Origin of the sequence: Candidatus Solincola tengchongensis (assembly GCF_015711935.1) — a bacterium.
Taxonomy (GTDB): Bacteria; Actinomycetota; Geothermincolia; order Geothermincolales; family RBG-13-55-18; genus Solincola_A; species Solincola_A tengchongensis.
This window is the reverse complement of the sequence record NZ_MU158682.1, coordinates 26753-42312: the sequence shown is the minus strand read 5'-3', so window position 1 is coordinate 42312 and position 15560 is coordinate 26753. Positions and strand designations below refer to the sequence as shown.

13 protein-coding genes are annotated in these 15560 nt (G+C 64.3%); 7 read left to right on the top strand and 6 right to left on the bottom strand.

The genetic code is table 11. The features are described from left to right. Positions 1–75: 75 nt before the first annotated feature. From H7007_RS13225 to H7007_RS13200, 6 genes are all read right to left on the bottom strand, one after another. Positions 76–1293, bottom strand: a complete 1218-nt coding sequence (locus tag H7007_RS13225; RefSeq protein WP_287155811.1) for a saccharopine dehydrogenase family protein — start codon at positions 1291–1293, stop codon at positions 76–78. Positions 1294–1310: 17 nt separating this feature from the next. Continuing rightward, entirely contained in the window at positions 1311–2153 is an 843-nt protein-coding gene (locus H7007_RS13220) for a TetR/AcrR family transcriptional regulator (RefSeq protein WP_287155810.1), read from the bottom strand. Between the two features lie 748 nt (positions 2154–2901). Then, a complete protein-coding gene (locus H7007_RS13215) occupies positions 2902–3909 on the bottom strand; it encodes a hypothetical protein (protein ID WP_287155809.1) in 1008 nt (335 codons plus the stop codon). Between the two features lie 226 nt (positions 3910–4135). After that, positions 4136–4297, bottom strand: a complete 162-nt coding sequence (locus tag H7007_RS13210; RefSeq protein ID WP_287155808.1) for a hypothetical protein — start codon at positions 4295–4297, stop codon at positions 4136–4138. Next, positions 4294–4986 carry a flavodoxin family protein gene (locus tag H7007_RS13205; RefSeq protein ID WP_287155807.1) on the bottom strand — a complete coding sequence of 231 codons (693 nt, stop codon included), beginning with the start codon at positions 4984–4986 and terminating at the stop codon, positions 4294–4296. Before H7007_RS13205 ends, H7007_RS13210 begins: the two co-directional genes overlap by 4 nt. Continuing rightward, positions 4983–7379, bottom strand: coding sequence for a sensor histidine kinase (locus H7007_RS13200; RefSeq protein WP_287155806.1), 2397 nt, complete (start codon positions 7377–7379; stop codon positions 4983–4985). The genes H7007_RS13205 and H7007_RS13200 overlap by 4 nt, the downstream gene beginning before the upstream one ends. Before the next feature lie 271 nt (positions 7380–7650). Here H7007_RS13200 and H7007_RS13195 point away from each other — a divergent pair, with 271 nt between their 5' ends. The 7 genes from H7007_RS13195 (at position 7651) to H7007_RS13170 (ending at position 15483) form a co-directional block, all read left to right on the top strand. After that, positions 7651–8808, top strand: coding sequence for an iron-containing alcohol dehydrogenase (locus H7007_RS13195; protein WP_287155805.1), 1158 nt, complete (start codon positions 7651–7653; stop codon positions 8806–8808). A gap of 980 nt (positions 8809–9788) precedes the next feature. Next, positions 9789–9959, top strand: a complete 171-nt coding sequence (locus H7007_RS13190) for a hypothetical protein (RefSeq protein ID WP_287155804.1) — start codon at positions 9789–9791, stop codon at positions 9957–9959. Then, positions 9949–10029, top strand: a complete 81-nt coding sequence (locus H7007_RS13785) for a 4Fe-4S binding protein (protein WP_350340662.1) — start codon at positions 9949–9951, stop codon at positions 10027–10029. Before H7007_RS13190 ends, H7007_RS13785 begins: the two co-directional genes overlap by 11 nt. A gap of 42 nt (positions 10030–10071) precedes the next feature. Beyond that, positions 10072–10503 carry a hypothetical protein gene (locus H7007_RS13185; protein WP_287155803.1) on the top strand — a complete coding sequence of 144 codons (432 nt, stop codon included), beginning with the start codon at positions 10072–10074 and terminating at the stop codon, positions 10501–10503. Positions 10504–11142: 639 nt separating this feature from the next. Further along, entirely contained in the window at positions 11143–12735 is a 1593-nt protein-coding gene (locus tag H7007_RS13180) for a phenylacetate--CoA ligase family protein (protein WP_287155802.1), read from the top strand. A 114-nt stretch (positions 12736–12849) separates the two neighbouring features. Continuing rightward, on the top strand, positions 12850–14346 hold the full coding sequence (glpK, locus tag H7007_RS13175) for a glycerol kinase GlpK (protein WP_287155800.1): 1497 nt from the start codon (positions 12850–12852) through the stop codon (positions 14344–14346). Between the two features lie 384 nt (positions 14347–14730). Further along, positions 14731–15483, top strand: coding sequence for an alpha/beta hydrolase (locus H7007_RS13170; protein ID WP_287155799.1), 753 nt, complete (start codon positions 14731–14733; stop codon positions 15481–15483). The last annotated feature ends 77 nt before the right edge of the window (positions 15484–15560 follow it).

The following is a 15560-nucleotide window of genomic DNA, read 5'->3' as shown; positions in this document are numbered from 1 at the left end:
TTGGAGGTCACCACCGTTCAAGGATCATGCGGATCGATTCTCCGCGCCGGACCCGTTCCGACCCCCCACGCGGCCTCAGAACTTGAGGTCCAGGGTCTCCACCTTGCCGTCCTTGTCCACGTGCTCTATGTAAATGGGAGCGCGGTCCCCCTTGCCGCTGGACTTGATCAACTCGCCGGCCAACTTGATCATGTCCATGGGATCCACGGCGGCCTCCGGCGGGAAGACCCCCTTCATGGCGATCTTTCCCTGCCCCATGACTATGGCCCCCAGGGCGGCGGGTATGCCCGTTCCCTCGCCCATCCCCATGCCCCTGGAGGACATCTGGAAGATGTAGGTATGGGGTTCGCCGTCCTTGGTCCCCTTGACCACGATCTTCAGGCATCCCCGCGGGGAGTCGATACCCGCCTCCTTGAGCAGGGCGTCGCGCCTGGAGAGGACGAAAGCCACGGCGAACTCGCGGGGTATGACCTTCTGGCCCTGCACCTCCAGCGGCTCGTCGGAGGTGAGCCCCAGGCGCACCATGTCCTTTATCAGGTTGGCGTAGGACACCGGGATGACCAGCCCCAGGTTGGTCACCCTCCTCACGCCCTTGATGTACTTGGGAAGGGTTATGGTCTCCGGATGGGGGTAGGCGTAAACGGGGTAAGTCCCCACATCGCGGAAATCCGTCATCTCCTCCAGGGCCTTCCCGCTCTCCTCGAAGAGGCGCACGGTACGGTATTCCCCGTCGAGGAACATGGGGATGTCTATCTCCATGGAATGGAAGCGGTGCTTGATCACCGCCGGGCCCTCCACGGGCTCGCCTCCGTGGGCGTGATAGATGTCCACCGAGTCCACCTGGTCGAGAAGGGTCTGCGCGGTGAACTTAACCAGCAGGTTGGCCATCCCCGGCGAGCTGCCCATGCCCACCAGCGCCGAGACCCCGGCCGCTTTGGCCTGCTCGTCCATGGCCAGCATCTCCTGCGTGGCGTCCATGTCGTCGCAGATGTCCACGTAGTTCACGCCCGCCTCGATGGCCGCCCGCAGGATGGGAGGTCCGAAGCGGTAAAAGGGCCCCACGCAGTTCAGTACCACGTCGGAACCGGACATCACCTCCCTGAGGGACCCCGCGTCGTCGGCGTCCACCGCGGCCGCGGAGACCTTGTCCCCCAGTTCCGCGGCCAGACGACGGGCGGCTTCTTCCTCCTTGTCGGCTATGACCAGCTCCGAGAAGTACCCGCCGGCGGCCAGTGCCCGCGCCGCGGTGCTCCCCACCGCTCCGCATCCGCCGAGAATGGTCAACCTGGACATCTCTTACCTCCTCTTCCTCATCTTTCCCTCGGCTTGCCGCCCTCAACCTTTTCTCTTACGCCCGCCATTTCGGGGGAAGCGCCGCCTCCTCCGCCCGCGGAGCCCGAAGGCTCGGCGCTCTTCCCTTTAGCCGTCCGTCCCCCGTCTGCGGGCTTTGGTTCCGGGACCCCCCCGCCCCTACCCCTCCCGGCACCCACCGCCTTTCCTCCCCCCGACACGGCTTCCGCCCCTGCCTTGCCGCCCGCGAAGGCACGGAGCATCTCCATGGCCATGTCCATGGCCCGGCGCAGGTCGAAGGAGCTGGAGTCCTCCAGCCACTGTATCTCCATCCCTTCCACCAGGCCCATGAGCATGCAAGCCAGGTAATAAGGGTCGTAGGGGGGGAAGACACCTTCCTCCACGCCCTGGGCCATTATCTCCTGCAGCTTCTCCTTGGTGCGGTTGATGTATTGGTAGAGCCGCTCCACGTGCTGCGGGGAGAAGGTCTCCAATTCCTCGGCGCGCATCTTCCAGGAGAGCTTGCAGTAATCGCGGTCCCGGTAATAGAGGTCGATTATCTCCCTGCCCAGCCAGAACAGTTTATCCCAGGCGTTGCCCTCCCTCTCCGCGGCTCGCTCCACCAGGTCGAGGAACTCGCGATGCATGTCCTCGATGAGGGAGAAGTAGAGGTCTTCCTTGGATTTCCAGTACCAGTATAGGGTGCCCTTCCCAAAGCCCGCTTCCAGGGCTATCTCGGACATGGTAGTGCGGTGGTATCCCTTGGCGGAGAAGAACTTGAGGGCGGCCCGCTTGAAGGCCTGCTCCCGCTCGTCCTTCGCCGGATTCCTCCTCAACCCCAGGGTCTTCCTCTCCGCGGCCATCCACGTGCCCTTTCGCTATACCGCCCCCAACGTCACAGGAAACCGGTCCTCTCGCCCGCCTCCCGCTGATTGTCCGACGCCCGGGGCTCGACCCCTTACCGAGACCGACGAGACCCCTCCTTCGTGTTGAGACCGCCGAAGCCCATTCTTCGGGATTCGCCGCCTTCGGGCTCCCCGCGGGAGATGGCTCCCCGTCGTCGCTCGATTCCTTCCGCCTCCGATGGGCATCCTCCGCCGCTTTCTCCGCCGTCGATATTTTAGACCAACCGGTCAGTCTTATTATGAAAAAGTATATGTCAACCGTCAATACTTGTCGCTACCTCAGCGCGAGGACCTGATGGCCTTATCGGAGAACGAAAAAAGGTGGGCCGACCGTCAATGCCCGTTCCACCCGATCATTGTCTTCGGTCGATCTTTAATCTTCTTATATCCCCTCAATTCCGGATGGCACCAGACCTTAGTGCGTTGGAGCCTGCATATCGGCCTTTCGGCCGACAAGATGGACCCTATGCCCCCACCAACATACCTGTGCCCGTGACCGTCACCGTTGCATCGCCGGGGTAAGCACCATTTTCCAGATAATGGATTTAATATCCTGGACGCTCTTCCAAGCCTTGGAGTGCGACATGTGGCTCACATGTGACCGGATAACGCCGTTTTAGGCCCCCGCCCTCCCTCATAGGTTTCTTCTTCCCGCCCCGGGAACGTCCGCCGAGCCTGTTCAGGGGCCTGAGTTGCCCCGCCTTCCTCAGGCCAGGCGGACGGAGATCTCCAGGTCTCCGTCCTCGGCCAGCGACCATTCCACCCGGGACCGCTCCGCACGGTAGGCCATCTCCACCAGGGCCTGAACGGTGCCCACCATCATCAGGTGGAGGGTGGAGTTCTCCACGGTCAGGGAAAGGCCGCGCCGCCTACCCTCGAAACGGGCCAGGTTGCCCATGCCCCGTAGCCCTATCATGCGGCGGAAGGTGTCCGCATCCCTCCACCACTCCTCGTTGGACCACGCCTCCCGGATATAACGCCGCATGGCCTCGATGACCGTCTCCGGTATCACTTCCCCGAGCTCCGCCTCCAGGTCGTCGAAGACGGCATCCAGCGCCAGCGGGCCGAAGAGGGCCATCCTCCTCCCGGTCTCCGGATTGGTGACCAATCCCCGCTCCGTGTCCCAACCATGCCGCGAGACCTCCAGGGGTACACCGCATAGGTCGCACCTCTCGTACTCGATATCCCCCGGCTTGAAAGCATACCTCTTCCTCCTCTGCAGGCGTTCCTGAAGCTCCAAGGGATGGGGGGACGGAAAGGCGCGAAAGCAAAAGAGGCCCTCCTCCATTTCCTCGTACTTCACCCACATCTCCCGGCCCTCGAAGGCCTCCACCGTCCCCAGGAGGTCGGCGGCGGCGAAATACACGGAGTAGGGACGCACGTAGAGCTCCTCCCTCCAGGGGTAGGGATCCCCCGTCTCCCAGGTCCTGCCAAGGTGACCGTCGCCGTAGCCGTATGCCCTCCCGATGTCCATCATGGACACGCTTATGGCCCTCGCCCGGGCCATGACCTTCTCCCTTTCCTCCGGGGGAGAGCCCTCCTCCGTGGCCTCCCGGGAACTCCCCTCCTCCCCCAGCAACCTCTGCATGTACCTCTTCGTCTCCCTGGCCCTGCTCTCGATGACGATGTGGCTCACCGGCCTGCCTATCAACTCCTCGATTCCCTGTATGACCCCGTCGATGGTCTCCGATTCGAAGAACACCATGCGGTTCAAGGGGGACCTGGAAAGGGAGATGACACCGTTCGGTTCCCATCTGTGCTCTTTACCGATGAAGGACGGTAGCCCACAACCGGAGCAGGTTTCCATCGCCGCACCTCCTGCCTTCAGTCAAATCCGCAGGATGGATGCCCCACCCATCGCAGATTGCCAAGCCGACGCCACGCTCGTCCACCGGTCGATTCACTGACCTTAAATATATCGGCGAAAGTAAGCGCATGTTTTAGCGCGAGATTGTGGGGTCGAACCCCACCACCCCGCTTCCCCCGAGGTGAAGGAGCCCGAAGAAGAGCCACCAGGAGGCCGCACCGGCTCGCACGCCATGCCGAGAACCGTCCCACAGGATGACCACCCGCACGGGAATGGCCTCCTCACCGGAGTTCAAGGTCGAGCCTCGGGAGGTAGGGCCTCCCGGCCGGCCTTGAGCAGCCGGGACAGCTCAACGGCCCGTTGCACGGTGGAAACCGCGCTGGCCACGCCCAACTGGTCGCGGAGTACGAGCCTCCTGTCGTCCCCCTCCCTCCTCCCCGTTCCCTCCAGGGAGGAAAAAGCCGCGCCTCCCTGCAGTCCTATATCCGGCGAGGCTATGACCATGTTCACGGCGTGGAAGAACTGGTGCACGGTGAGGAGGGCCATCTCCAGGCCGGCCATGCGAAACCAGGCCACGGCTATGGCGCCGCCCACCTTGTCGCGAAGCATTCCCGCCGTGAGATTGCCGTGTACGTAGATACGCATGCGGTCTATGCACGCGGCCAGGTGCCCGGATAGGCGCCCGAAATACACTGGGGTGGCCAGGAGGAGCACGTCGCAGGCTTCCACTCGGGGGTAGACCTCACCCATATCGTCCTGCCGGGAGCAGCGCCGCTCTTCCTCCTGCTTCCTCAGACACCAGTTGCAGTGAACACAGTCCTCCACCCGCAGGTCCGCGAGGTGGAGGATCTCCCAGCGGACTCCGGGGCGCCCGTCCTGGCTGCGCAGAGCGGCCTCCAATAGGGCGGCCACGTTTCCCTCCCTGACCGGGCTCCCGCAGATCCCCAGGATGCTGACCTCCGGCAGTTGGGCCGCGGAGCTCATGACACCTCGCTGATGAAGGGAAGAACGGGGATGCGGACGTAGGCCACGGTCCCCTCCCCGGGCGTGGCCTTGAAGGAGAGCTCGCCACCCATGGACTTCACGAACCTCCGGCAGACCAGGAGGCTTCTGGCCCTCCGCCCCTCGGGTCGGGATTGCTCCTCGACCGCATCCGCGCGGGTGATCTCCCTGATAACCTCATCCGGTATACCCGGCCCCTGGTCCTCGACACGCAACAGTATCTCGTCACCCCACCTCTCCACCCCCAGGATCACCGGGCTTCCGGGGGGCGAGAAACGGAAGGCGTTATCCAGAAGGCACATGAGCGCTTCACGGAGGAGCCTCTTATCCGCGTGCACCCGGGGAAGGTCCTCCTCGAGCTCGAGGAAGATCTCCCCGGCTCTGCCTCTCCGGGCGTAGTAGTCCCTTAGGTCCCTGGCCAGAGCCGCCAGGTCGATGCCCCGCGCGGAGAGGACCACCCTCGGGACCGCCTCCTCTCCCGGAGCGGCCAGGAGGTCCATGGGAACCTCGTCCCCTCTGGAAAGGCGAGCGATCTGCAGATAATCGTGCTCCTCTTCCCCGCCACCCCCGAGATGTTGACCTCTGGAATGTTTCCTGTCCATCCCCCCCGCCCCTTGCGCGCCCTCTCCTTCCGGGCCGGTGCCGTCCGGCGCGCTTGCGCCATCCCCGCCCCGACCGGGGCTGCCCGGCTCCTCCGGCTCACCGGCTCGAGAGGCCATGCGCGGGCGCAGGGCGAGCATCGCCTCGCCCGCATCCCTTCCCAGGGACTGCAGAGCCTTCTCCGCAGCCTCATCGGATTCCCCGGCCTGCGGGTCGGCGAACACCAGCGCGCCGACCACCGAGTCCTCCGCCCTGAGGGGGAGCAGGAGCAGCGAACGCCACCGCCTCTCCCGGAGAAGTGAGACAAGTGTTTCCGGCCTCTCCAGCATGGAGGACATGTCCTCCCATCCCTCACGGGGAACACCCCCGTGGATGCCCAGGCGGAACATGGCGGCCTCCCGGCATACCCGCGTGTAACCGGGGCGCAGGACGATCCTCCTCAACCTTTCCCGGTCCCTTTCCCCCAACCCGCGGGAGGCCTCGAGTGAGGCCTGGCCTTCCTCCAGCAGGAACGCCGCTCCCGCCTGGTAACCCACCACGTCCTCCGCGAGCTCCAGGCAATGGTCGAGAAACTGTTCCCAGTCCTTGCTCCTCGCCGCCCTTTCCATTATCTTCCAGCGCATGTCGAGCGAGGCCACCCTATCCCGAAGCGCCGCCATCTCCTCCGCTTCACCGGCCTCCTCCTGCATGAGGAGCGCGTACTCGCGGATCTTGTTTCTCACTTGGTACGCGGGACGGGCGGTCAACCTCAGGTTCTTCTTCCCCCTCTTCGTCCTGATCGTTACCGTCTTCTCCATCTCCTCCCCTCGGGCAACGACGCCCTCCGCCAAGGCCTCCACCTCACTCCTCGCCTCGTCGGGGAAGAGCTCTCCCAGGAGGGCCCCGATGGCCCTGTCCCGGGATACGCCCAAAAGCTCCTCCGCCCGGGAGCTCATGAGGGTCACGCGGTAATCCGGCGTGAAACAGATCAGTGGCGACCGCGTGCTGTCCAGCAGGTTCCACACGCGCCGCAGCTCCTCGTTCCGTTCCTTCTTGAGCCGTGCCTCGGAGGTGACGTCCCGTCCCAGGCCCAGCATCACCGTCTCCCCGGCTTCGCTCCAGAGGATGACCGTTACCGCCAACACGAAGAGGGTCCCGTCCGGGCGCTTGAACTCCAGCTCGCCCCTCCAGGGGGTGGCGTGCACCGTTTCCGCCAGGTACTCGAGGGTCTTCTTGGCTTTTTCGTGGACCAGGAAGAAGGAGAGAGGTCTTCCCAGTACCTCTTCCGCCGTGTGTCCCAGCGCCTGGCACAAGGCTGCGTTGGCGTATACGAGGCCGGTCTCCCCGTCCAGGAGAAAGGCCGGGTCCGCCAACCGGTCAAGGAATCCTCTGATCTCTACCGCAGCCTCCGGTACGAGCATGGTAAGCTGCGCGCCCTCCGGGCGGCGCGGCGGCGCGGCGGCGCCGGGAAGGGTCGTGGTGATGCTGACCATGCTCCCCGTGCTCCCCAGCGCCTCCAGCGGATAGGGGGTTATGGAGACGTTGAGGCGCAGGAGATGCTTTCCGAGCCTGTAGGCCATGGCGTAGTTTTCCACTCCGCGACCACGCCTGGTCTTGGCCAGCAGGTCCTTCAGCGCGCTGTAAAGAAGGGGGTTGACCTCCCGGAGGGGGGTTTTCCGCGCTTCCTCGAGGGGCCGTTCGAGGAACACCTCGGCGTCCCGGTTCCCCTCCAGAACCCGGTCTTCCCCGTCCAGGAGAAGGGATGCGTGGAGGGCGCCCCGGTCGCCTTTCTCCATCTCCGTCCTCCTCTCCTCCTCTCCAGCAGCCTATGGACATCCTCTTCCTCGATGATACCGGACAACACCGGGCGGCACGAAGGAAACGAAAAACCTCCGCGAGCAATCGTCCCGCCGCGGTATGCCCAAAGTGAATATTCGATTACCGCCGCTTTTCTACCTTCTCCCACGCTCCCGGGAAGCCATGCCGTACCCGGTGAGCGCGAGCGCCGCCTAAACCCGGCGGCGCGCCAGGACGATAACCTCAATGCCGTGCGGCGGAGGTGATGGTATGGCGGTTCACCTGCTCCGTTTTCCCGTTCAGGTGGTCTTTGGAGAGGAGGCCATCAGGGAGATTCGCTCCTTTGCCCGGAGCTTCGGTAAACACGCCCTTCTGGTCACCGGGGACGGTCCCACCGCCTCCCTGCCCGCCGTGGAATCCATACGGGAGATGCTGGCCGAGGAAGGCATCGCGGTGTCCCTCTTTTCGGAGGTGAAATCGGATCCCGACGTGGAAACGGTGGAAAAAGGTGTGGCCACGGCACGGGAGGTGGGCTGCGACTTCGTCATCGGGTTCGGCGGGGGAAGCCCCATGGACGCGGCCAAGGTCATCGCCGTCCGCCTGAACAACGAGGGCGACATCGCCTCCTGGGAAGGGGTGGGAAGGGTCCCCGGCAGGGCCAAGCCGCTGATATGCATCCCCACCACATCGGGAACCGGAAGCGAGGTGACCTGGGTGGCGGTGATATCCGGAGGGAAACGGGGGCAGAAGATGTCCATCGTAAGCCATCACCTCTACCCCGTGCTGGCCATCGTCGACCCCCGCCTCAGTTACACCATGCCGCCCGAGCTCACCGCCGCAACGGGGATGGACGCCCTCACCCACGCCGTGGAATCCCACGTGGCGCGAAAGTCCTGGGAGCCCACCAGGGCCCTCTCCCTGAAGGCCGCCGGCCTGGTCTTTTCCTACCTGGAGAGGGCGTGCCAGGACGACTCGGACGCCGAGGCGCGCCGCGGCATGTCCCTGGCCTCCATGATGGCCGGGATGGCCTTCACCACATCGGGGCTGGGGCTGGCACACGCTCTCTCTCATGCCCTCGGCGCCCACTTCAAGGTCCCCCACGGCGTGGCCAACGCCGTCCTGCTTCCGCACGTCATGCGCTTCAACCTGGCGTCCGCTCCCGAAGCCTATCGTGAGCTGGCCGCCGCCATGGGGATGGACACGGCCGGGCTTTCCGCGCCCCAGGCGGCGGAAAAGGCGGTGGAGGCGGTGGAAGGGCTCCTGGCCGTGCTCCCCCTCCCGCGGACCCTGCGGGAGCTGGGAATCCCCCCGAGCAGCGTGGAGTCCCTGGCCGCCGAGGCCTTTCTCAACACACGCATGCGCTCCTCCAACCCCAGGGACACGGTCCTCGAGGACCTGATCGGCGTGCTGCGGGAGGCCATGGGGTGAGGGGATGAGGATGTCTCCGGAGCGCCACGCCATTCCGCCCCGCCTCGCCGCAGGAAGCCACGGACCGGGACCGGCCGGACCCGACCCCGGAACGCGGTCCATAAATGGCGGGGTGCCGCGCGACCCTTAAAGGCAGGGGGGGAGAAGATATTGATCCATGTCATGTACCGCGGTATCGACGGGGGATAGAATCCCCGAATGGAACAGCTCCCGAGAAAAGCCTGGTTCTGCAATCGCAGCGGAGAACCCCGCAATCTCGCTTATTCTCGGGAGCTGGTGTTCCCTTTTTTTCTAATCCTAATTTACCACATTCACCGAATTTCTAAACATCCTGCCGCCGGGCGCCAACCCATGATACGCCGCTCCCGGCTCTCACGTCCCCCGGCCATCCCTCCCCGGCGGCCGCGGCGCTCCCCGCCCCGGTGGCCAACGGGAGCTTCATCCACTGAAAGGCGAAACACTTCCTCCTCGCCGCTGCTCACCTTCCAGCCGCTCGGGAATTTCCGCCCCTCGTGACGGGTCGACATACGCCACCTCGGCATTCCTCAAACCCAAAACAGCATTGTAAGGACGTGACATGGAGGGGTTCCCCTCGATCGGGAGATCCCGGCCATCACACGAAGCAAGGGCGGAAAGGGAGAGCCGCGATACGAACCTCGGAAATGAGCATGACCCCTTCCTCCTTCTCGAGAGGTTTTACCCAATCCCGGGAATCGGAGCCGGTATAAGGCCGCAGAGCAGGTGCAAGCTGCGAAAGACCCTTTTTTTGTGTACGACTGGAGGTACAGGTCTCGAGGGATGGTGAATAGGAACATTGCATGTCGGGCAGCTGGCCGCTCCCATCTGCTGACCGCCAAAGAGGCGGCATGGCGACGAAAAAGCTCGGGTAGAGGAGCTTTATCTCGCTCTATGACCTGAATCATCGGCCGGTTTGTGAAGGGAAGGTTAAAATACCCCCGGAGGTATAAGAGGTGGTGGCCATGCGCAACAAGATGCCCTGGATCGACGTGGAGAGATGCGACATCTCCGAGAGATGCGAGGACTGCAAGGCGGCGCGATTCTGCCCCCACGGGGCCTTCCTGGTCATTCGCCCCGAGGAAGGGAACGGGAGCAGCTGCAGGGAACGGGAGCAGCTGCCGGGTGGGCATTGATTTCGAGAAGTGCAGGCTTTGCGGGAACTGCTCCCACGCCTGCGACCGGGGAGCGGTACGCATGGTGTGAGGAATCCCGCCGGGGATCATACCTAGGAAGGAGGTATTCAAGATGCCGGAGGTGGATAGGGAATTCCTGAAGAAATATCACAGGGCGGTGGTCAAATCCCTGTCCGGAGAACTGGAAAAGGTAAAATCGCGCATCGGTTCCCAGTGGGCGGAGGATTTCAGGAAGAAAACGGGTGCCCGCCTGGAGGGTGAGGAGTTCAGGCGTGCCCTGGAGGAGTACCTGCATGACGACCTCCGCTTCAGCGAAGACGTGAAAGTGCAGGCCGGGGGAGACGAATTGAAGGTGGAGGTGCGCGGCTGCCATATCTGCCACGGCAACGAGGAGCTCCGCCGCGAGGGGGCACCCACCCTGTGCCCCATCATACCCACGGGGCTTTTTTGCATATCCCGGGTAGCCGGAAGGAAGGCCTCACTCCGGGAGGTGCGCAAGAACGGCGTGGTCGGGGAGTGCGACATACACTACAGCATGAGCTGAGCCCCTAAATCCCAAGCAGCCGGGTATAGGGCCTCGCTCCAGGGAATGAGGAAAACGGGGCGGTGAGGGAGTGTGATATACATTAAAGCGGGAGCTGAAATCTCCCTACCCGCACAGCCGGGTGGAATGTAAGAGGACGTGTTCCGTTGAAAGCACGAGAACGGTGCGGTCGGGAAGTGCCAGCATAGTAAGGGCATGATGTGCATGGAGCACGGCGAGCATGATAAGGGTATAAACGGAACATGACAAACATCGCAGGGATATTACCGAAAAAGGCTCGAGTCTCGAGGGGTTGCAGCTGCGAGCACAGGCTTTCGGCATCAGCCATGTCATGGAGTGGACGGCAAGGGTACGCGAAGGGTTGAAGGAGGTGGCACAGTGAAGCGCTTCATGGTACCGCGCGTGGCTCACTGCTCGGAGGGCTGCTGACTCGAGCCTCCGCGAGCCCTCGCCGCGGAGGCTGGATACGGCACCTGAACACCGTTGACCAAGACGGTTGGAAGAGCCCGCAAGGGCTCTTCTTTCACGGCGCGAAATGCATTCCCGCCCCCATCCTTGTTCGTGGTAGTATCGTTAAACAAGACCAAAGAAAAACGCTGTCGGGTCACGGCACACGAGGAGAGGGGGAGGAGAGGGGAGATGCCCAAGACCTTCTGGGACCACCTGCCGCCCAGGCAATACCTGGCCGCGCAGGAGCAGCACCTGGTCCGCTTCATCCGCGAACTGGTCTATCCCATGAGCCCCTATTATCGGGAGCTCTTCGATTACAACCGCATAAAGCCCAAGGTCATCCGGACCTTGAGGGACCTGTCCTGCATCCCCTTTACCACCAAGGCGGATATCGCCCCCCTTCCGGACGACCCGGAGATCCCCTTCAACCTCTTGCTCAGGCCGGACCGCGAGAGGATAAGCTCCCGCGCCGCGGTCCGCTGGAAGCACCGCATGCTCAGGCTGACCCACGGGAAAGAGGGCTACACGAAGCTCTTGCACCACGAGTTCTCCCCCGTCCACTACCACTTCACCATAGGACGCACGGCCCTCCCCACCCCCATCCTCTATACGCCGTATGACCTCCAGAGGCTGCGAGAAGCGGGCAGGCGCATCTTCGAGCTCGCCGAATTGAACCGCGAGGACATGGTGGTCAATGCCTTCCCTTTCGCTCCCCATCTTGCATTCTGGATGACCTACTTCGCCGTGGAGGCGGTGGGGATGCCCGCACTGCACACGGGCGGCGGCCGCATCCTGGGAACGGAGCGCATCCTGGACGCCCTGGAGCGCCTGCGGGGCACGGTCCTCACCGCCACCCCCAGCTACGCCTATCACCTCCTGCGCCTGGCGGCGAGGGAGGGGCGCGACCTCTCCAGTCTGCACACCATCATCCTCGGCGGGGACGGGCTTCCGAAGGGGCTCAAGGAGAAGATGCTCGAGCTGCTGGCCAAAGTGGGCTCGGAAAGGCCGGCGGTCATCTCCACCTACGGGTTCACGGAGGGCCGGGTGGCCTGGAGCGAGTGCCGGGCCTCGGCCCTCTCCCGCGAGGAGAGCTCGGGGTATCACCTCTTCCCGGACATGGAATACCTGGAGATCGTGGACCCGGAGACCGGCTCACGGGTGGAGGAGGGGAGGGATGGGGAGATCGTCTACACCTGCATCGACTGGCGGGGAAGCGTCCTCGTGCGTTTCCGCACCGGCGACCTGGTCCGGGGCGGCATCGTCCACGAGCCCTGCCCCTACTGCGGCCGCTCCCTTCCCAGGCTGGGGAGGGAGATAAACCGCACCTCGGAATACAAGGAGTTCGAGCTCACCAAGCTCAAGGGGACCCTGGTGGACCTCAACGCCTTCTACCCCCTCCTCTCCGGGCACAAGGACGTCCTGGAATGGCAGTTGGAGATCCGCAAGCACAACGACGACCCCTACGACCTGGACGAGCTGCACCTGCACGTAGCCCCTGCGGAAGGAATCTCCAGGAAATACCTGGAAAAGGAATTGTATGAGCTCCTGCAGAGGGAGGTGGAGATCGCCCCCACCCGGATCGTCTTCCACAGCCTTCCCCGCCTCCTGCAGAGGTTGGGCCTGGAGACCAAGGGACGCGAGAAGCGCTTTCTGGACATGAGGCCGGGGTCCCCGGATTTCCGGAAGGCGGCGGGGCTGGAGGGCGGCGAGGAGGAACCCGAGGGATATCAGGTGCCGCTGGCCTTCGAAGAGGACGAAGAGGAGGAAGGCGGCGAAGAATGACCGGGAGCGGTTGCCTCTCCCCGGCCCTCCCCGGACGGAGTTGATCGCCGGTAGCGGAGACCATCCATTCCCGGAGCGGCGGTTCATGATGAAGAGGCGCACGAGGAGGTCGAGATGATCGTCCTGGCCATCGACCAGGGGACCACGGGGACCAAATGCATCTGTTTCGACCGCGACCAGCGAGTGGTGTCCAGCCACTCCCAGGAATTCCCACAATATTTTCCCCGCCCCGGATGGGTGGAGCACGACGCGGAGGAGATATGGGAATGCACCCTCGATTCCGCCCGCCGCGCCCTGGAAGGGGCGGGGATCTCTCCCGGAGAGGTGGCCGCAGTGGGCATAACCAATCAGAGGGAGACGACGGTCATCTGGGACCGGGAGAGCGGGAAACCGGTGCGCAAGGCCATCGTCTGGCAGTGCCGCCGCAGCGCCGACATCTGTTCCCGCTGCCGGGACCAGGGGCTGGAGGACGAGGTGCATCGCAAGACCGGCCTCGTGCTGGACCCTTACTTCTCGGGCACCAAGCTGACCTGGGTCATGGAGCACGAGCCGGAGATAGCACGCCGCGCCCAGGCCGGCGAGCTGTGCTTCGGCACCGTCGACTCCTGGCTTCTCTACCGCCTCACCGGGGGCCGGGTGCACGCCACCGACGCTTCCAACGCCAGCCGCACCCTGCTCTTCAACCTCCATGACCTGGCCTGGGATGAGGAGCTGGCGCGCATCTTCCGGGTGCCCATGTCCATGCTCCCGGAGGTCAGGGACTCCAGCGGCGTGTTCGGGGAGACCGACCCCGCTTCTTTCCTGGGGATCACCGCTCCCGTGGCGGGTATCGCCGGGGACCAGCAGGCGGCCCTCTTCGGCCAGGCCTGTTTCCGGCCGGGGATGACAAAGAACACCTACGGCACGGGGAGTTTCGTCCTCATGAACACCGGCGACAAACCCACGCTCTCCTCCCGGGGCCTCCTCACCACCGTGGCCTGGAGCATAGGCGGAAAGGCCACCTACGCGCTGGAGGGCTCCATCTTCATCACCGGGGCGGCGGTAAACTGGCTGCGCGACGGCCTGCAGATAATCTCCGATGTGGCGGAGGTCGATGAGCTGGCCTCCCAGGTGGAGGACACCGGCGGGGTCTACTTCGTGCCCGCCTTCGTGGGCCTGGGAGCCCCCTACTGGAATCCGCGTGCCCGAGCCCTGCTCATCGGCATGACCCGTGGCACCACGCGGGCTCACGTCGCCCGGGCGGTCATCGAGTCCATGGCTCTCCAGACCTGCGATGTGGTGGAGGCCATGGTGGAGGAGACGGGAATACCCCTGAAGGAACTGCGCGTGGACGGCGGGGCCAGCGTCATGGACATGCTCCTGCAGTACCAGGCCGACCTCCTGGGGGTGCCCGTGCGCCGCCCCGTCATCCCGGAGACCACCTCGCTGGGGGCGGCGCTCCTCGCCGGCCTGGCCACCGGCGTATGGAAGGACCTGGAAGAGATAGAGGAGCGCTGGCGAGTGGACCGGGAGGCCCTTCCCAATTCCTCGGCGGCGGAGCGGGCGCGTGAGATGCGCCAATACTGGAAACGCGCCGTGGAGCGCAGCCTGGACTGGGCTCTGGAGGAATGAAGAGCCGGCAGAGGGCCTGTGCCGGAGGCGTCCGGGGCGGAAGCGCCGCCCTTGTCATATCCGGGAGCGCGATGCGAAAACACTCCCGGGCCGGATGGCGAGGGGATCGATGCCCGCAGGGTCGTGCGCGGAAGAAGATCACGCGATACCCCCATGGGCGCGATTCCGGGGATTGAAGTCCGTCCCGCCCGCTCTACGAACGAGCGGCGGTGAATGTCCGGGCAGCCCGGATGCGAGAATCGGAGGTGCGATCGCGAGCGCTCGCGAAACAGGAGAGGGCAACGCGAAAACCCCAAGCCGAAGACTGCGCCCGTGACCGGGCTTTTCCGATGTGTGCAAGTGGCGCCCTCCGCGGACCGCGGAGAGAGTGACGGGAGGTGAAAAATGACTGAAGAGGTCTGGCCGGACGCTCAACCCTTCCGGTTCGAGGGCGGTAAGACCGGGGTCCTCGTGGTCCACGGTTTCACCGGCTGCACCCAGAGCATGCGCCCCCTGGGGGAGGGCCTGGCGGAGGCAGGGTTCACGGTCCTCGGGCCCCGGCTCCCCGGCCACGGGACGAGCGTGGAGGACATGGCCGGGCGGAGATGGGAGGAATGGACCGGGGAAGCGGAGAAGGGCCTGCTGGAGCTGCTCGACCGCTGCGACAAGGTCTTCGTGACCGGTCTTTCCATGGGAGGCACCATAACCTGCTACCTCGGCGAGAAATACGCTGACCGGGTCTCCGGCCTCATGCCCATCAACGCCGCGGTGGCCAAGCTCAACCCGCTGATGCCCCTCACCCCACTTGCCAAGTATTTCCTGAAGACCATCCCCGGGGTGGGAAGCGACATCAAGGACCCCGACTCCAAGGAGCTCTGTTACGACAAGGTCCCGGTGCGCGCCGCGGCGGAGCTCTACGAGCTCATGAAGATCACCAAGCGAGGACTGCCCAGGATAACAGCGCCCATACTGATCTTCGCCTCCCGCGAGGACCATGTGGTGCCCACCACCAACGGACCCTATATCCTGGATCACGTGAGCTCCCCCGACAAGGAGCTGGTGTGGCTGGAGAACTCCTACCACGTGGCCACCCTGGATTACGACAAGGACCTCATCGTGAGGCGCTGCGTGGAGTTCATGCGCCGCCTGGGCGGCTGACGTCTCAACGCCATACTTTAAATCAAGTTTTATTCGGTATATTATCATTTCAAGTAACGGCGCTTAACAAGCGGTTA